Raw genomic sequence first — 17411 nt, 5'->3', positions numbered from 1 at the left:
GCCCTATCGACAGCATTCACCTGCTGCCGCTCTGGTGTGAGCCATGCTCGTGCACCGACAACGACGAAAGCGTCACGCCTGATCCCTGAACGTGCAGCCGAGTCCGGACACTAGCATGATTCGTATTGCAGTCCGAACACTCATTTCGCTCAGGGTATGCCCCCTCACCCAAGGCTTCAAGACGCTTCGTCATAAACGCCGGAGCGGGGCCGGCGCGCGTCTTCACGGTTCAGCTTGCAGGGCGCACGGCCTGTGGCTCGGCGGCAGCGACGGCGGGAACACCGACAGCCTGCCCACTGAGGCGGTGATCGAGCAGGCCGAGGCCTTCCTGAAACAAGCGGTTACTGCGTTCCACTTCACCCAGTTGCGCGAGCAGTCGTGCGAGCTCGGCACAGGTTTCCGGATGCCGCTCCAGAGTCAGGCTACTCTCGAAGTAGTCGCGGGCCTTGCCCCACAGCTGGTTATGCAGGCTCAGGCGGCCAAGGGTGAGCAGCAATCCGGCATCATTGGGGTGCTGCTTCAGCCAGCCTTCGGCGGCTTGCAGTTGGCGGGCCGGATCGCGCCCATGCAGCAGTCCGTAGAGGCGTGCCAGGCGACTGTCGTATTCGCGATTCAGTGCCTTGTTGAGCAACTCCTCGGCACCGGGCTCTCCCCCCAGCACACGCAGACGATCGGCATACACGGCCAGCAGTTCGGGTTCGCCGCGCAGGTTGGGTGACAGCCGTTCCCAGGCCTGGGCCAGAGAGGGCAGCGCGCCTTCATCGGCAGCGTTCAGGTCTATGCCGGTGAGGTATTCGCGCCAGGCACGACGCTCAAGCATCATCAACTCGGCAGGCGCCAGCGCCTTCTCCTTGCGCAACACCGGCAGCAGTTTGAGCAGTGCCTGCCAGTCGCCGCGCATCACGTACAGATCCTGCAATTGGCGTAGCACCTGCGGGTTTCGCGGATGACGTTCCTGCATCACTTGCAGTGTTTCCTGGGCAGTCTCCACTTGCCCACGCGCCAGCTGCAGCTCGGCATGGGTCAGGGCGATGGCCAGTTCGGCATTCGGCTGACGCTCCAGCGCCTCGGCCAGCAGCGCATCACTTTCCTCGTAGTGCTCGAGATTGTTGGCGGCACGGGCAGCCCCCAGGTAGTGAATCAACGGACGCGGCTCATTGCGGGCAATGCGGCTCAGATGCGTCTGGGCCTTGGCCCAGCGGCCCTCGATCAGTTCCTGAAAGCCATGTTCCGAGGCACTGCGCACACGGCGTTCACGGTGCAGGCGTGACCAGGGATTGACCAGCCCAAGCGAGGTCAACAGCGCCCGCACGACCAGGCGCAGCAGCCACAGCGTCAGCCATACCGCCACGATCAGCAGCACGAACGCCCACAGCGTCGACTCGTAGCGGAAGCCCTGGTAGGCAAAAAGCACATAGCCCTTGTGTTCGGAAATGGCCAGGCCAAGCAGCGCCAGACCACCGATCACCACCAGGGCGAGCAGCAGCAGGTAAACGCGCTTCATGGGCGCCCCTCCTCGTTGCCAGTTGCCTCATCGGTGGGGGCGTCCTTGAGACGCTCACGGGCCGATTGCTTGTGCTCGATGTAGGCCTGCACCGCATTGAGGGATTGAGTCAGCTCGGGCACCTCGACTTCGACGGGTTTGTCGACCAGCTCGCCCACCCGCGTGCGCAAGGCGCGGCTGTCGGGATTGTCACGATTGAAGTTGGCGTCCAGTACCTCGCCAGCCTGCTGCAGCGCCTGACGATAGACCTGGGTCTCGCCATGCAGCGCGGCCCATTGCGCCTGCTCGAGCGCAAGACTCAGCGCCAGGCGTACCTGGGTCAGGCTTTGCCCGGCGAGCAGCGGGCGGATGTTCTGATCGGCATTGAAATCGAGACGGAAGTACTGCGACAACGTCTGCAGACCGTGACTCCACCAAGTGCCTGGCTCGCTGTCTGCAGCCAGCTCGCCGAGCACACCACCATCGGCCACGAATTTCGGATTCAGCGAGTTCAGTTGCGATGCCTGCTCGCGGAGAGCGCCCAGTTGCAGGAACAAGCCGGTGCGATCAGGGTTATCGGTCGAACGCAGGGCTTCGAGGCTCCTGGCCAGTTGCTCTCGGGCTGCGAATGCCGCCGGGTCATCCTGATCGCGAAGGATCTCGTCGGCCGCCTGTACCAGCGCTGTCGCGCTGTTGGTGTCCTGCAAAGCGGACAAGCGCAGACTGGCGAGACGCAGCAGATGTTCGGCCTCGGCCAGGCGCCAATCCTGGCGGCTGGCGCCCAGCACGGTTTCCAGGCGCTGATTGAGCAATTGCTGATCGCCCTGCAACTGGGCCACCAGGCGACGGCGCTCTTCGAGCTCCTCGACGGTCGGCAACTGCCCGAAACGGTTGTCCAGGCTATTGGTACGTTGCGACAGCGCCTGGGTCTGGCTGCGAGCTTCTTCGAGCTGCCCCGACTGTTGCTGGGCGTCGGTCTGCAAGGCGCGCAGTTGCCAGACACTCCAGCCACCGACACCAACGCCTATCGCGCCGACCAGCAGGGCCACCGCGGCCAGCGCAGAGCCCCGCGAGGCGGGCCTGGCTTCGCCGGCAGCCGGAGAAGATTCGAGGGCGGGTTGTGCAGGCTGCTCCTGCTCTTTCGGGGTAGTCGCTTCGCTCACGTATCCATCCTTTGCTTCACAAGTCGGGCGAAGCCTGCGCACGCAAGGCCGCCAACAACGCCGCGGTATCAGCACCACGGCAATCCACAACATTCGACGCACCCAATTCACGGGCCATGACGGCGACTCGCGGACTGGGTACGAACACGGGTAGTTGCGCCAGCTGCGGCCAGTCATCCGCCGCCAGCTGGCGCAGATGCATCAGGCCCTGCCCACTGCTGACCGCCACGCCATTCAAGCGTTCCACCTGAAATAGCCGCTGCAGGGTGCCAACAGGATAACCCGGCAACACTCGCCGATAGACCGGCAGGTAATCGACCTCGACGCCCTGAGCCCGCAATTGCTCGGCTAGCAGGGTGCGCCCATCCTCGCCACGAATGATCAATACCCGAGGAAACAGTGCATACTGCAGCGCGGCCCGCAGCTCGGGCAAGGCCAGCAGGGCCTCGCTGTCATCACCATCACCGGGCCAGGTTACCGGTAGCCCGTAGTCGGCGAGAATCTGTCCGGTTCCCGCTCCCACGCTGAACCAGGGCTGATCGGCCAGCGGTTGCGGCCAGTAGCGATCGAGCAGGTCGAGACCGAAGCGGGCAGCCGGCTTGCTCACCACGATGACCGCAGTGTAGCGGTGCAGGTCACAGATGAGCGCACTCTGCTCCGGGGTCTCCGGCAGCGCCTCGATATTCAGCAGCGGCAGACAGGCGCCATGGACGCCCTCACTGGCGAGCGCCTTAGCGAGCGCCTGACATTCCTGCTCAGGGCGCGTCAGCAGCAGACGCCAGCCGCTCACTCGCCAGCAGCCTCGCCGTAAATGGCCTGCAGAATTTCGCCAGCCCCCAGGGCAAGGAGCGCTTCGGCTACCTCGATGCCCAGGCGCTCGGCATCCTCTGCGCCACCGCGCTGCTCGGCACGCAGCAAACTGCTGCCATCCGGCTCGCCGACCAAACCGCGCAGCCACAGTTGCTCGCCTTCAAGAATCGCGTAGCAGGCGATAGGCACCTGGCAGCCGCCATTGAGGCGCTTGTTCATGGCCCGTTCGGCAGTGACTCGCAGCGCGGTCTCGACGTGATTGAGCGGGGCCAGCAGGGCTTGCAGCTCGGCATCACCAACCCGGCATTCGATACCGACCGCACCTTGACCACCAGCAGGCAGGCTGTGCTCGATGGCGATGGAATCGCGAATACGTGCCTCGAAACCCAAGCGAATCAGGCCGGCAGCGGCGAGGATGATGGCGTCGTACTCACCGGCATCCAGCTTGGCCAGGCGGGTGTTGACGTTGCCACGCAGAAACTGGATTTTCAGATCGGGCCGACGCGCCAGCAACTGCGCCTGACGACGCAGGCTCGACGTGCCGACCACGCTGCCCTGGGGCAATGCGTCGAGGCTGTCGAAGTGGTTGGAGACGAAGGCATCGCGCGGGTCTTCGCGCTCGCAGATGCAATACAGCCCGAGGCCCTCGGGAAAGTCCATCGGCACATCCTTCATCGAATGCACGGCGATATCGGCCTGGTCCTCCAGCAGCGCGGTCTCCAGCTCCTTGACGAACAGCCCCTTGCCACCAATCTTCGCGAGCGGTGCATCGAGCAGTTTGTCACCCCGGCTGACCATCGGCACCAGGCTCACCAGCAACCCTGGGTGGGCCTGTTCGAGACGAGCCTTGACGTATTCAGCCTGCCAAAGGGCCAGGGCACTCTTGCGGGTAGCGATGCGAATCTCGCGGGGCATGGGGCAATTCCAGAAAAACGATTGCCACCGATGATAACAGGCTCGCGGGTCGCCAGCCCGAAGCCAGGTGCGACCCGTCGCCCCGGTGCGCGCCCTAGATGTGATTCATCATCTTGCGCACACCCGCCACGTGACGACGACTGACCACCAGCGCATCACCATTGAGCCCTTTCAGATAGAGCTGAAAATGCCCCAGCGGCGTGCGCTGCAAGCGCTCGATGCGCTCACGCGACACCAGCGCATTGCGGTGAATACGCACGAAACGATCGCCGAATTCGTCTTCCAGCGCCTTCAGCGGCTCGTCCAGCAAGACCTCGCCCCCTTCGTGACGCAAGGTCACGTACTTGTGGTCGGCGATGAAGTAGATGACCTGATCCAAGGGGATCAGCTCGATACCCTTGCGAGTACGCGCACTGATGTGACTGCGCGGACCGACGCCGCTTTCTGCGGCAGGGCGGGTCAACGCAGCGAGTTGGACACGGTTCAGGCGCTCGGCCTTTCTCAACGCGTCCTCGAGAAGTTCGGGGCGCACGGGCTTGACCAGATAGCCCACGGCGCTGACCTGGAACGCCTCCACGGCGAACTCGTCATGAGCCGTACAGAAGATCACCGCAGGTGGCGCCTCGCGCTCACACAGGCGGGCAGCGGCCTGCAGGCCGTCGAGGCCGGGCATGCGGATATCGAGCAACACCACGTCGGGCTTGAGACTCTCGACCAGAGCCAGTGCCTCTTCACCGTTGCTCGCAGAGGGCTCGACAACACGATAACCCTCCAGCGCGGCAACCATACGGCTCAAGCGCTCTCGGGCAAGGGGTTCGTCATCGACGATCAAGACATTCATAATGATCTGGCTTCCTGCATGAGTCTTGCGCATGGGTAGCGAAGACGGGTGTAGTGACGGCCATCACGACGCTCCACGCTGAGACTGGCCTGCGGACCGAAAAGTGCCGCAAGACGCGCGTCGATATTGGCCAGCGCCTGTTGGGTTCCGCGCGAAGCCAGAGGCTTGCCGCCGTCCTCGTATGGATTGCTGACGCTGAGATGGAACACACCATCGATGTAATTGGCTGAGATCTGCACCAGTCCCCCTTCGATACGTGGCTGGATACCGTAGATCAATGCATTCTCCAGCAGCGGCTGCAGGGTCAGCTGAGGAATGGGTAAATCAGCGGGGACATCATCCACCTCCCACTGCAACTGTAGTCGCTCGCCGAGCCGGTAGTGCTCGATCGACAGGTATCTCTGCGCCAGCTCCAGTTCCTCACTCCAGCTTACGAGGGTACCGGGCCTGGCCAGGCTAGCCCGGAACAGGTCGGAAAGATCCAGCACGGCCTGTTCCGCCCTGACAGAGTCTGTGACAACCAGGCTTGCGATGCTGTTCAAACTGTTGAACAGGAAATGCGGACGGATCCTCGCCTGCAACGATTCGATGCGGGCGCGCAGTTCGGCCTGCTCCTGACGTCGCCACTGGCTCTGCAGATAGAAATAACGCAGCAGCAACGCCGACATGATCATGCTGATCAGGGCATGGCGCAGGTACAGGTTCACTTCGCCGTCATGGGGCAACGGACCACCGAGGTCGTAATAATCGGCTACCGCCGTGCAGCCGAGCGTCAGGCCGATGACCAGGGCGCAGCAGGCCGCCCCTGCCCACATGGCCTGCAAGCGCGCGAGCAGCGGCCGCAAGCGGCACAGCAGCGCCGATGACAGCAGCACGATCCACTGCACGAACAGCGAAGTCAGCGCCAGGCGGCCCCAGTCGAAACCGGGCAGCATCGGCTCGGCGAGTACCAGCACCAGCACCAGCAGTTCGGCGAGCAGCACGGTGGTGAGCAGCGCCTCGGGCTGACACAGCTCCGGCACGAAGAAATCGTTGGGCCCCGCGGGTTTCGAGATGTTCAGATTCTTATCCATCGGCGCAGTTTCCGCGCGCGCTTCGAAGCGGGCAAGAGAGCCCATCGCAAGCGGGCGAAATAACCCACCGAAATGCCTGCTGGCGGGAGAAAATGTGATCCAGACGACACTCGAGCAGCCCGCTGCGCAGGCCGACGTGTCTGTTATCATCAGCGGACTTTTCCGTCGTGCCGGAAACTTCCGGCCCGTCCGCACCTGCATACAGCCGAGTCAGACCATGAGCAACGAAAAAACCAATCAGTCCTGGGGCGGCCGCTTCAGCGAGCCCGTCGACGCCTTCGTAGCCCGTTTCACCGCCTCGGTGGAATTCGACAAGCGCCTGTATCGCCACGACATCATGGGCTCCATCGCCCACGCCACCATGCTGGCCAAGGCGGGCGTACTGACCGACGCCGAGCGCGACGCGATCATCGAAGGCCTTACCCAGATCCAGGGCGAAATCGAGGCCGGCCAGTTCGACTGGCGCGTCGACCTGGAAGACGTGCACATGAACATCGAGGCGCGCCTGACCGACCGTATCGGCGTGACCGGCAAGAAGCTGCACACCGGCCGTTCGCGCAACGATCAGGTGGCCACCGATATCCGCCTGTGGCTGCGTGACGAGATCGACCTGATCCTCGCTGAAATCACCCGCCTGCAGCAGGGCCTGCTGGAGCAGGCCGAGCGTGAAGCCGAGACCATCATGCCTGGCTTCACCCATTTGCAGACCGCTCAGCCCGTGACTTTCGGCCACCACCTGCTGGCCTGGTTCGAAATGCTCAGCCGCGATCACGAGCGCCTGGTCGATTGCCGCAAGCGCACCAACCGCATGCCCCTGGGCAGCGCCGCACTGGCGGGCACCACCTACCCGATCCAGCGTGAAGTAACCGCCGAACTGCTCGGCTTCGACGCCGTGGGCGGCAACTCGCTGGACGGCGTGTCGGATCGTGACTTCGCCATCGAATTCTGTGCGGCCGCGTCCGTGGCGATGATGCACCTGTCGCGCTTCTCGGAGGAGCTGGTGCTGTGGACCAGTGCCCAGTTCCAGTTCATCGATCTGCCGGATCGCTTCTGTACCGGCTCCTCGATCATGCCGCAGAAGAAGAATCCGGACGTTCCCGAGCTGGTGCGTGGCAAGACCGGCCGCGTATTCGGCGCCCTGACCGGCCTGTTGACCCTGATGAAAGGCCAGCCGCTGGCCTACAACAAGGACAATCAGGAAGACAAGGAACCGCTGTTCGACGCCGCCGACACCTTGCGCGATTCGCTGCGTGCCTTCGCCGACATGATTCCGGCGATCAAGCCCAAGCACGCCATCATGCGCGAAGCGGCCCTGCGTGGTTTCTCCACCGCCACGGATCTCGCCGACTACCTGGTGCGCAAGGGCCTGCCATTCCGCGATTGCCACGAAATCGTCGGCCATGCCGTGAAGTACGGCGTGGACAGCGGCAAGGATCTGGCCGAGATGAGCCTCGAAGAACTGCGCCGTTTCAGCGATCAGATCGAACAGGATGTGTTCGCCGTGCTGACCCTGGAAGGCTCGGTGAACGCCCGTGACCATATCGGCGGTACCGCACCGCGCCAGGTACGCCTGGCTGTGGAGCGCGGCAGAGCCCTGCTCGCTTCGCGCTGATGGAGGCCTGGGTACCCGGCCGACGTATTTCGGTGGTCGGCTGTTCGGGCGCGGGCAAGACCACGCTATCGCGCCGCCTGGCGCAGCGCCTGGGCTACCGTCATGTCGAGCTGGATGGCCTGTTCCACCAGCCCGGCTGGCAGCCGCTGCCCACCGAACAGTTCCAGCACGCCGTAGCCGACGCCCTGCAAGGTGACGGCTGGGTCGTGGAGGGCAACTACTCGGCCGTGCGCCCACAAATTCTGGCACGAGCGGACACGGTGATCTGGCTGGACCTGCCCCGAGCGGCGGTAATGCGCCAGCTGATTCCGCGTACGCTAAGACGCCTGACCCTGCGTCAGCCCCTGTGGAACGGCAATCGTGAGCGCTGGAGCAACCTGTTCAGCCTCAAGCCCGAGCAGTCGATCCTCGCCTGGGCCTGGACACGCCACGCGACCTATCGCCAGCGTTACGGCGAGGAAATGCGCAACGCCCCGGCTCATCGTCGTTACCTGCGCCTGGATTCACGCCAGGCCATCGAACGCTTTCTGAGCAGCGTGCCGGCTGACGTCCCCATTCGATAACCCCATTCACTCTTGCGGAAGCACCAGATGCCACTCAACATTCGCCCCGCGGTACGCGAAGACGCCGCCCTGATCCTGCGTTTCATCACCGACCTGGCCATCTACGAAAAGGCCGAGCATGAAGTGAAGACCGATGTCGCCGGTATCGAAAACAGCCTGTTCGCCGACGGCGGCACCGCCCATGGTCTGATCTGCGAACTGGACGGCGAGCCTATCGGTTACGCCGTGTACTTCTTCAACTATTCGACCTGGCTGGGCAAGCATGGCCTGTACCTGGAAGACCTCTACGTCACCCCGCAGCAACGTGGTGTCGGCGCCGGCAAGGCCCTGCTGCGCCACCTGGCCAAGCTGGCGGTGGCGCGTGGTTGCGGTCGCTTCGAATGGTCGGTACTGGACTGGAATCAGCCGGCCATCGACTTCTACGAGTCCATCGGCGCCAAACCCCAGAACGAGTGGATCGGCTACCGCCTGACCGGAGACGCGCTGACCCGCTTCGCCGCCAGCTGATCAGCCGGCCAGGCGCGCCTTCATGTGCGCCATGAACGGCCCGAACGCCGCCTCTTTGTCAGCCGCTATGCGCTGGACATGAGGGTTCGTGGCGAAACGTTCGAGCAGTGCGCCAGCCTCGGGAAAATCGCCGAGCAGATCAATCTCGAACAGTTTGTGCGCCACCCCAGCCGCCAGGTCGATGCTGTACAGGAAGTAAAGGTCGGCCAGGCTCAGGTGTTCACCGGCCACATAAGGCGCGAACCTGCCCAGGCGCTTGAGCGAGTCGATACCGGCGAGCAATTCCTCGCGACCCTTCTTGAGAATCGCCGGGTCCAGTTGCATACCGAAAAACGCCTGGGCGTAGCAGTATCGCGCTGGCAACTCGATGTACAGCTCGATGTGCCTGGCCAGCTCGCGCACCCTGGCCTGCTCGAACGCACCCCGCGGTAGCAACGCGGTGCCCTGCCCCAGGGTTTCGAGGTACTCCAGAATCGCGGCGGTCTCGCTGATGAAGCCCTCGTCGCATTCCAACACCGGCACCTTGCCGCGCGGACTGATGCTCAGAAAGGCCTCGTCACGGGATGCGTAGGCACGCACCTCTTCGAAGGGCAGCCCCTTCTCCAGCAGCGCGAACTTGACCATGTTGTAGTAATTGCTGACGGCGAAACCGTGGAGCCTGAGCATGGATAGGTATCCTCTGATAGACAGCCGGGACGAGCACGCTAACCTCATTTCAGGCGCTTTACCACGAGCGCTCCAGGCCAACTGGCTGCGACCGCTCTGGCCTGCTACTCTGCCGCCGCCTTGGGCTCGGCGCCCGGGAACCCCTACCATGGACTGGAGTTACACCATGAAGAACCTGTTCTTCTTCGACGCGATGCTCACCCCGAAAATCATCACCTTCGTCTACTGGCTGTTGCTGCTCAGCGTGGCGATCAGTGGCCTGACGATGATGTTCAGCGGTTATGGCAGCTTCCTCGGCGGCCTCGGCACCCTGATCGGCGGCGCCATCGGCGCGCGTATCTGGTGCGAGCTGATGATCGTGCTGTTCAAGATCCACGAGAACCTGCAGAAGATCGCCAACCGCGCCTGATTCCGCTACGCCCGCGCACCTTGCATGCGCGGGCGCTGCTGCTACTCCAGCGCAGCAGCTGCGGCCTGCGCCACCTGCCCGTCCTGGGTCGGGTGCATGCCCGACACGCCGATGGCACCGATGACCTTGCCGTTCTGCACCAGCGGTACCCCACCCTCCAGCAGAATGGCGTTGTGCATCGACAACAGGCGCAGTGCCGCACCACCGGTCGCCAGGGTCTCTTCGAAGCCCTTGGTGGAGCGCTTGAACAGCGCAGCGGTGGAAGCCTTCTTGATCGCTACCTCGACACTGCCCAGGGCCGCTTCATCGAGCTTGTGCAGCAGCACCAGATGCCCCCCGCTGTCGGCCACGGCAATCACCATCGGCCAGCCGTTGGCGAGCGCCTCCCGCTCCGCAGCCGCGGCAACCTGCCGAGCCTGCGCGAGGCAGATGGGCGCGCCATAGCTCAACACCCCTGGGGCGAATGCGATCGGCACATTCATGGCATCGCCTGCCCGCCGTTGACGTCGAGCACCTGACCGGTGATGTAACCACTGCACGCATGGGACGCGAGAAACAGGTACGAGGGCGCCATTTCCTCCGGAGTGCCGAAACGGCCCATGGGAATGGTGGTGCTCACCGCAGCGCGTGCAGCATCATCCTTGTCGGCATGGAAGGCGGTGTCCACGGTGCCCGGCGAGACGATGTTGAAGCGGATATTGGCCGGGGTGAATTCACGCACCCAGTTGCGCTGAATGTTGTGCAGCCAGGCCTTGGCGGCCGCATACAGGCTCGCGCCCGGGCCGCCGCCGCCATGTGCGGCGATCGAGCCGGTGGTGATCACCGCCGCGCTCTGCCCGCTGGCCCTGGCCGAGGCGCGCAGATGCGGGATGGCTTCACGAGTGACCATCAGTGCCGAACGCAGATTGACGTCGGTCATGGCGTCGAAGAAGACGTCATCGATGTTCTCCAAACCTCGTCGCTCCAGCAGTGCGCCAGCGTTGTTGATCAGCACGTCGATACCGCCGAAGCGCTCGACGAACGCCGCGACGGTGGCCACGCAGGCATCGGTCTTGCCGAGATCACCGGCGAAGAAGGCGGCCTGGCCACCGTCGGCCGACAGCTCGCTGAGCAGCGCGTCGAGGTTGTCCGGCGTATTGCGCGCGGTGATGCCGACATGGGCGCCAAGCTTGGCGAAGGCCCGGACGGTGGCCAGGCCGATGCCCAGGGTGGAGCCGGTGATCAGCACGCGCTTGCCGCGCAGGTCATTGAAGGTCATTGGGTACATTCCTCTTTGCGGTGAGCAGGTGATTGCGGAGGGACGCCGGCACGGCGCTTGAGCACGCGCAGCAGCAGCGGCAGCATCCACAGCGACAGGGTGATGATGGCCAGCGTCAGGGAAACCGGGCGTTCGAAGAACACCATCAGGTCGCCCTGGGCGCGCATCATCGAAGTGATGAAGGTTTCCTCGAGCATCGGCCCGAGAACGATGCCGAGAATCATCGGCGCCAGCGGAAAGCCGTTCTCTTCCATCAGAAAGCCGACGATGCCGAAGGCGAGAATGGTGACGATGGCGAACAGGGTGTTTTCCACGGCGAAGGCGCCAACGATGGAGAACGCCAGGATCACCGGCATGAGGATGCTCTGCGGCACCTGCAGCACGCGCTTGAACAGCTTGATGGCGAGAAAGCCGAAGGGGATCAACAGGATGTTGGCGAGCAGGAAGGCCAGGAACACCGCGTTGATCATGTCGGCGTTCTCGGTGAAGATCGTCGGCCCCGGATTCAGCCCCTTCATGAACAGCACGCCGATGACGATGGCGGTAAGCGAGTCGCCAGGAATGCCGAACACCGTCGCCGGGATGAAGCTGCCACCCACCGCCGCGTTGTTGGCGGCGGTAGCCGGAACGATCTTGGCCATGTTGACCTCGTCCGGCGTGGTGCGTTTGGCCGCAGCACGCTTGGACATGGCGTAAGAGATGTACGCGGCCACGTCGGCCCCCGCCCCCGGCAGGATGCCGACCAGTACGCCCACGAACGACCCCTGAGCGACGCCCGCCTTGTATTTGAAGATGTCGCGCAGCGCCTGCAGCAGCATCGGTTTCTGCGCTACCAGCGCGGCCTGCCGGGAATTGCCAGCGCGGCTGTTGCGGGTGCAGAAACGCAGAATCTCCGCCACCGCGAACAGGCCGATGATCACCGGGATGAAGCCCAGGCCGCCGAGCAGGTCGGCATTGCCAAAGGTGAAACGCGCCTCGCCGGACACCGGGTCCAGCCCCACGCTGGCCACCAGCAAACCCAGCAGCAGCGAGACCGCGCCCTTGACCGGTGAGCTGTCGGACACCGCGATGGCGGCGGTCAGCCCCATGCAAGCCAGCCAGAAGTATTCGAACGAGCTGAAGTTGAGGGCGAACTCGGCCAGGAACGGCGCAAACAGAATCAGCGCCAGTACGCCGATGCTGCCGCCGATTGCCGAACTGACCGCGCTCATGCTCAGGGCATATTCGCCCAGGCCACGTTGCGCCAGGCTGTAGCAGGGTTCGGTATAAGCCGCCGAAGCCGGCGTGCCGGGCATGCGCATGTACACCGCGGGCAGGTCGCCGGCGAAGATCGCCATGGCCGCCATGGTGACGATGGCGGAAATCGCCGGCACCGGATCCATGAAGAAGGTCACCGGCACCATCAGCGCCACCGCCATGGTAGCGGTGAGCCCGGGAATGGCGCCGACGAACAGACCATAGATGGCAGCCACCACCATCACCGCCAGGACCTCGAACGTCATCACCATGCCGAAAGCATTGATTATCGCGTCCACGTTCAGCCCCCCAGGTAATCGGTGAGAAAGCCCATGGGCAGTTGCACGCTCATCACCTGCTGAAAGAACAGGTAGAGGAACAGGGTGACCAGCACCGCCGTCACCCACGACAACAGCGGTCGGCCACTGAAGCGCTGGCACAGCACGCCGACCAGCACCACGCCACAGAGCAGGAAGCCGACACGTTCGATGGCAGCGATGAACGCCATCACCAGCAACGGCACCAGCACGATGTTGATCACCCGCTCGCGATCACGCAGCCAGGGGCCGGCCTGCACCAGCCAGAAGCCACCGCCCTGCTGAACCATCGCCAGGCGCACGCCCTTGATCAGCAGGATTACCCCGCAGACCGCCAGCAAGCTGCCGATGATCGACGGGAAAAAACCGGCACCGTATTGGAAGAACGGTGAAACCTTCATCTGCTGACCGTGCAACAGAACACCCAGCCCAAGCAGGGTGAAGAGCACCCCGAGGGCGATGTCGCTGAATTTCATGCTGTGCGCTCCTGATGATCGCCGCTGCACCGCGCCTGCCAAACCGGCAGGCGGGTAGTACGACGATTACGGATTGAGCTTGCCGATCAGCGCCTGGACGTCACGGGTGTGCTGCTCCAGGTACTCACCGAAGGCTTCGGCATTGCGCCACTGCGGACGGAAGCCGCGGGCCTCCATTTCCTTGCGCCATTCGGGGTCGTTGTAGATCTTCTCCAGGGTCGCTTCGAGCCTGACCTTGATGTCGTCCGGCAGGCCGGCAGGTGCCACCAGCGCGCGGAACGAACCCAGCTCCAGATCCAGGCCGGTTTCTTCTTTCAGGGTCGGCACGTCCGGGTAGGCGGCCTGGCGCTCGGAACCGAACACCGCAAGGCTGCGCACCTTGTTGGAACGCAGCAGCGCATCGGCCTCCGGCAGCGAGCACGGCACGAAGTCGACGCCACCGGCAGCCAGATCCTGCATTGCCGCAGCGGCGCCCTGGCCGGGAATCATGCGGATCTTCTGCAGATCGACCTGCCAGGCATCCAGCAACCCGGCCACGGCCATCGGCCAGGAGCCGCCGCAACCGCCGGCACAGGCGATGGTGTACTTGGCGGGGTCGGCTTTCAGCGCGTCGAGCGCCTGGCGCAGGCTGGTGAAGGGAGAGTCGGTATTGACCTGAAAACCGGCCAGGTCGAAGTTGTACTGGCCGATGGGCGTGAAGTCACTGGCCTTGAAGTCGGCCTGGCCCATTTCCTTGTAGTGGGCATAGTTGAACAGGATGCCCAGGGTGTAGCCGTCGGCCTTGGAGGTGATGATCTTCTGGATGCCGACCACGCCACCGCCCTGCCCCAGGTTGATGACGTTGAACTGCTGCCCCAGTTCCTGTTTGAGGTACTTGGACAGGATTCGCGCGGTGCCGTCGGAGCCTCCGCCCGCACCCGCCGGCACGATGATGCTCACCGGGCGGCTCGGCCATTCGGCGGCCAGCGTCGGCATGGCCAGGCCCAGCGCCAGGGTCAGTGCAGCCAGCTTGCAGCCGGCGCGGCTCAGCAGTTTGCCGAGGGTGGAAGACTGTGACATGCGAGGTGCATGGTTAACGAGCATAACGAGCTCTCCTTTTATTATTGTCGAGTACGGCTGTCATGTTGATCGGGTGCGGCGAATCTCAGTGTTGCGTCGCCCTCCAGGCCGCCACGAAGGCCTTGCCGTTTTCGCCCACTTCGGCAGCGCTCATGCCCGGTTTGTACAGCGCCGAACCGAGACCGAAGCCACTGGCACCGGCATCCACGTACGCCGCCATGCCGGCAGGCGTGATACCGCCGACCGGCAGCAGGGCGATATCGCGCGAGAACACCGCGCGCCAGGCCTTGACGATCGCCGGGTTGAACTGCTCGGCGGGAAACAGCTTGAGCACCTGAGCACCGGCCTCCAGCGCGGCGAAACCTTCACTCGGCGTGGCCACCCCGGGCGAACTGAACAGCCCGGCGCGGCGTGTGGCGCGAATCACCTCAGGGTTGCAGTTGGGCGACACGATCAGCCGGCCACCGGCCTGGGCCACTTCCTCGACCTGCCCGGTACTGAGTACGGTGCCGGCGCCGATCAGCGCGCGTTCGCCCAGCTCGGCCGCCAGCAAGCCAATGCTCTGCAAAGGCTGGGGCGAGTTGAGCGGAATCTCGATCAGCCGGAAGCCGGCGTCATACAGCGCCAGGCCGACCGGCACGATTTCCTCGGGCGTGACGCCACGCAGGATGGCGATCAGTGGCAATTGCTGCAGATAGGATTCAGACATGCATAGCACTCCTCGAAACGGCGGTGGGCGTTGCGGTGACAAGCGCGGCGGCGCAGGCCAGGTGCCAGAGCCCTGTGACCCCGGCGTTTTCCAGGGTGCGTACGGCGGTCACGCCAAAGCGCCCAAGGGCCAGGCGATAGCGTTCGCACAGGTGCGCATCGCCGATCAGTACCAGTGGCGGGCAGGCGTGCTCCTCGAGACTGGCGAGCACGCTGCGCAGCTCCTCGCCGATCAACAGCCCGGAGAGGTAATCCAGGCTTTCGCCTGCCGTCAGGCGCTCGGTCAGCAACAGGCTGCGGGTGCTGAACAGGCGTCCGGAAACACCCTCGGCGGCACTCTGCCGGGCGGCGTCGAGGCCCCGGCAAAAGGCCTCGTCGCTACGTTCGATCCCCTGTTCACGGGCAGGGCGACCAAGAATCGAGTGATCACGCAAGACGGCGAACAGCTCGCCGGTCATATGGGTGGTGAAGTGGCTGATCGCGCCGTCGCGCACCGACACCCATTTACTGTGGGTGCCGGGCAACACCAGCAGAGCATGCTCACGCAGCTCCGGCGCCAGTTGCAGAGCACCGAACACTTGGGTTTCTTCACCGCGAATCACGTTGGGTAGTGCGCTGGCATCGAGCACACCCGGCAGCAGATACAAGGGGCCATAGGCGGTATCCACAGCCAGCAGCCCATCTACCAGATTGCTGGAAGTGGCCGGGCACAATGCGTAAGGCACCTCGCGCCACCCCTGTCGGCTGCCGATCATGCCGCATGCCAGCGCAGGCAGCCCCGGCCATTGGCGGCACCAGTCTCCGACCAGCTCTTCATAGGCCCGGGCGAAGTCGCCATCCGGCGTGTGCTGAATACCCCAGGGACGGCTCTGGGCGGCCAGCACCCGGCCGCCTTCACCCAGCAGATAGGCGCGTAGCGATGAGGTGCCCCAGTCGAGGGCGATCAGCGCAGGCGCGAGGCGTTCGCTCATGAGGCACTCCAGCCCAGTTCTCGGGAAATGGCGATGGCACAGGCGATCACGTCCGGGCGCAGCTCGTGCAGGCGCGCTTCCGGCATGTAAGGGATGGCACTGGCGACACTCAACGCGGCAACGATCTGCCCACTGGCATCACGCACGGGGGCGGCGACGCAACGCACACCCAGTTCGTTCTCCTCCAGATCGAAGCTGAAACCGCCCTCGGCATAGCCGCTCATCAGGCCGCGGAAGTCGTCCCAGGGCGTGAATTCCTCGCGCAGCCCAGACTGCCCGGCGCGACGCTGCAGGCCCTGCTGGTAGAGCTCCTGCCACTGCGCCTCGGGCAGGTCGAGCATCAGCGACTTGCCGATGCCGGTCAGCGCCAGCGGCATGCGCAGGCCGATTCGCGAGCGCATTTCCAGGCCGCGACTGCTCGGTAGCTTCTCGATGTACAGCACATCACCGTCGTCGCGCACGCCCAGGTGCACGGTGTCCTGGGTGAGCCGCGCCAGCGCTTCCAGATGGGGCCGTGCAACGTTGGCCAGGGGCATCTGGGCGCGGGCCTTGTAGCCGAGTTCGATGAGTTTGGGACCGAGCTGGTAGCCACCGGCGCTACCGCCAATGCCACGCAGATAGCCGGCCTGCACCAGCGCGGCGATCAGCCGATGGGTGGTGCTGCGTGTACAGCCAATGGTCGCGCCGATGTCGACCAGGCTGCTGGCACCCTGGGCAACGGCGTCGATCACGGCCAGGCCTCTGAACAGCGCCTGGGCACCCGTGGGTGCTTGATTGTTGTTTTTATCGGGCATGGGACTCTCCTGGCGTTGGACTCTAATCCGCTTTTTCGCAATTCTCAATATGCGAAACAAACTCCCATATTATAGGAATTGAATGGCACACAGCGCATTTCGCGTGGCGAGCGCGAACGGGCACTGTCAAACTGAAGGCTCTTTCCAGCCAATGCGGACCTGCACCATGAGCACTGCCGACGAGCACGACGACGACACCTTCACCGAGCATGCGCTGGTTGAGGCCATCGAGAATCAGCTGGAATCCGGCGAGCCGGCGTTCACCCAATCCGTGCTCAACAAGCTGACGCTGGTGGGCTACGCGCGCGAAGAAATCGTACAGATGATGGCCATGGTGCTCGCCCACGAAGTGGATGCCATGCTGCGCGAGGACCGCCCGTTCGATGCCGAAGGTTACGAGCAGGCGCTACGCGCGCTACCGACGCTGCCTGAGGAAAGCTGAGCCTACCCAAGCTGTCCGCCGTCGCGTTCACGGAAACCGAGCAGTGACCAGCGACCATCTTCTCCGCCGCACGGCACACTGCTAAGGTGGCTCGATAGCCCGTGTGGA

20 protein-coding genes are annotated in these 17411 nt (G+C 64.1%); 5 read left to right on the top strand and 15 right to left on the bottom strand.

Going from position 1 to position 17411, the window contains the following annotated elements; translation table 11 throughout:
* Positions 1–229 precede the first annotated feature (229 nt).
* The 6 genes from FHR27_RS23415 to FHR27_RS23390 form a co-directional block, all read right to left on the bottom strand.
* On the bottom strand, positions 230–1504 hold the full coding sequence (locus FHR27_RS23415; protein WP_179539691.1) for a heme biosynthesis HemY N-terminal domain-containing protein: 1275 nt from the start codon (positions 1502–1504) through the stop codon (positions 230–232).
* The gene (locus FHR27_RS23410) at positions 1501–2646 is read right to left on the bottom strand and encodes a uroporphyrinogen-III C-methyltransferase (RefSeq protein ID WP_042552365.1); all 1146 of its coding nucleotides are present in this window, start codon (positions 2644–2646) and stop codon (positions 1501–1503) included. Before FHR27_RS23410 ends, FHR27_RS23415 begins: the two co-directional genes overlap by 4 nt.
* Before the next feature lie 16 nt (positions 2647–2662).
* Entirely contained in the window at positions 2663–3436 is a 774-nt protein-coding gene (locus FHR27_RS23405) for a uroporphyrinogen-III synthase (protein ID WP_179539690.1), read from the bottom strand.
* The gene (gene hemC, locus FHR27_RS23400) at positions 3433–4371 is read right to left on the bottom strand and encodes a hydroxymethylbilane synthase (protein WP_179539689.1); all 939 of its coding nucleotides are present in this window, start codon (positions 4369–4371) and stop codon (positions 3433–3435) included. The genes FHR27_RS23405 and hemC overlap by 4 nt, the downstream gene beginning before the upstream one ends.
* Before the next feature lie 94 nt (positions 4372–4465).
* Positions 4466–5212 (bottom strand): LytR/AlgR family response regulator transcription factor, encoded by a 747-nt coding sequence (locus tag FHR27_RS23395; RefSeq protein ID WP_042552368.1) that lies wholly within the window; start codon positions 5210–5212, stop codon positions 4466–4468.
* On the bottom strand, positions 5209–6285 hold the full coding sequence (locus FHR27_RS23390) for a sensor histidine kinase (protein WP_042552369.1): 1077 nt from the start codon (positions 6283–6285) through the stop codon (positions 5209–5211). Before FHR27_RS23390 ends, FHR27_RS23395 begins: the two co-directional genes overlap by 4 nt.
* 217 nt (positions 6286–6502) lie before the next feature.
* Between FHR27_RS23390 and argH the strand changes: the two genes are divergently transcribed.
* From argH to FHR27_RS23375, 3 genes are read left to right on the top strand one after another with little or no spacing between them, the layout of a single operon-like run.
* Positions 6503–7897 (top strand): argininosuccinate lyase, encoded by a 1395-nt coding sequence (gene argH / locus FHR27_RS23385; RefSeq protein ID WP_179539688.1) that lies wholly within the window; start codon positions 6503–6505, stop codon positions 7895–7897.
* Positions 7897–8460 (top strand): AAA family ATPase, encoded by a 564-nt coding sequence (locus FHR27_RS23380; RefSeq protein ID WP_179539687.1) that lies wholly within the window; start codon positions 7897–7899, stop codon positions 8458–8460. The genes argH and FHR27_RS23380 overlap by 1 nt, the downstream gene beginning before the upstream one ends.
* 27 nt (positions 8461–8487) lie before the next feature.
* Positions 8488–8967 carry a GNAT family N-acetyltransferase gene (locus FHR27_RS23375; RefSeq protein WP_179539686.1) on the top strand — a complete coding sequence of 160 codons (480 nt, stop codon included), beginning with the start codon at positions 8488–8490 and terminating at the stop codon, positions 8965–8967.
* Here FHR27_RS23375 and FHR27_RS23370 read toward each other — a convergent pair whose 3' ends face one another.
* Positions 8968–9633, bottom strand: coding sequence for a glutathione S-transferase family protein (locus FHR27_RS23370; RefSeq protein WP_179539685.1), 666 nt, complete (start codon positions 9631–9633; stop codon positions 8968–8970).
* A 148-nt stretch (positions 9634–9781) separates the two neighbouring features.
* On the opposite strand from FHR27_RS23370, the gene FHR27_RS23365 reads away from it, so the two are divergent.
* Positions 9782–10042: a DUF4282 domain-containing protein gene (locus FHR27_RS23365; protein WP_231570111.1), complete on the top strand. Its 261-nt coding sequence runs from the start codon at positions 9782–9784 to the stop codon at positions 10040–10042.
* Between the two features lie 41 nt (positions 10043–10083).
* Here the strand turns inward: FHR27_RS23365 and FHR27_RS23360 are convergent, their stop codons facing one another.
* The 8 genes from FHR27_RS23360 to FHR27_RS23325 all read right to left on the bottom strand — a co-directional run bounded on the left by FHR27_RS23360 (position 10084) and on the right by FHR27_RS23325 (position 16861).
* Positions 10084–10524, bottom strand: coding sequence for a GlcG/HbpS family heme-binding protein (locus FHR27_RS23360; protein WP_179539684.1), 441 nt, complete (start codon positions 10522–10524; stop codon positions 10084–10086).
* On the bottom strand, positions 10521–11300 hold the full coding sequence (locus FHR27_RS23355; protein ID WP_179539683.1) for an SDR family NAD(P)-dependent oxidoreductase: 780 nt from the start codon (positions 11298–11300) through the stop codon (positions 10521–10523). The genes FHR27_RS23360 and FHR27_RS23355 overlap by 4 nt, the downstream gene beginning before the upstream one ends.
* On the bottom strand, positions 11297–12835 hold the full coding sequence (locus FHR27_RS23350) for a tripartite tricarboxylate transporter permease (protein WP_218878521.1): 1539 nt from the start codon (positions 12833–12835) through the stop codon (positions 11297–11299). Before FHR27_RS23350 ends, FHR27_RS23355 begins: the two co-directional genes overlap by 4 nt.
* A 2-nt stretch (positions 12836–12837) precedes the next feature.
* Complete coding sequence (locus FHR27_RS23345; protein ID WP_179539682.1) at positions 12838–13329, bottom strand: tripartite tricarboxylate transporter TctB family protein; 492 nt, start codon at positions 13327–13329, stop codon at positions 12838–12840.
* Positions 13330–13395: 66 nt separating this feature from the next.
* The gene (locus tag FHR27_RS23340) at positions 13396–14388 is read right to left on the bottom strand and encodes a Bug family tripartite tricarboxylate transporter substrate binding protein (protein ID WP_179539681.1); all 993 of its coding nucleotides are present in this window, start codon (positions 14386–14388) and stop codon (positions 13396–13398) included.
* 85 nt (positions 14389–14473) lie between these two features.
* Positions 14474–15097, bottom strand: a complete 624-nt coding sequence (locus FHR27_RS23335) for a 2-dehydro-3-deoxy-6-phosphogalactonate aldolase (protein ID WP_179539680.1) — start codon at positions 15095–15097, stop codon at positions 14474–14476.
* Entirely contained in the window at positions 15090–16067 is a 978-nt protein-coding gene (locus tag FHR27_RS23330) for a 2-dehydro-3-deoxygalactonokinase (RefSeq protein WP_179539679.1), read from the bottom strand. The genes FHR27_RS23335 and FHR27_RS23330 overlap by 8 nt, the downstream gene beginning before the upstream one ends.
* Positions 16064–16861: an IclR family transcriptional regulator gene (locus tag FHR27_RS23325; RefSeq protein ID WP_042552382.1), complete on the bottom strand. Its 798-nt coding sequence runs from the start codon at positions 16859–16861 to the stop codon at positions 16064–16066. The genes FHR27_RS23330 and FHR27_RS23325 overlap by 4 nt, the downstream gene beginning before the upstream one ends.
* A 166-nt stretch (positions 16862–17027) precedes the next feature.
* Here FHR27_RS23325 and FHR27_RS23320 point away from each other — a divergent pair, with 166 nt between their 5' ends.
* A complete protein-coding gene (locus FHR27_RS23320) occupies positions 17028–17303 on the top strand; it encodes a hypothetical protein (protein WP_042552518.1) in 276 nt (91 codons plus the stop codon).
* Positions 17304–17411: the final 108 nt, after the last annotated feature.

The sequence above is a fragment of the Pseudomonas flavescens genome (assembly GCF_013408425.1).
Lineage (GTDB): Bacteria > Pseudomonadota > Gammaproteobacteria > Pseudomonadales > Pseudomonadaceae > Aquipseudomonas > Aquipseudomonas fulva_A.
Note: the sequence above shows the minus strand (reverse complement) of the source record. Positions and strands in the feature narration are given on the sequence as shown.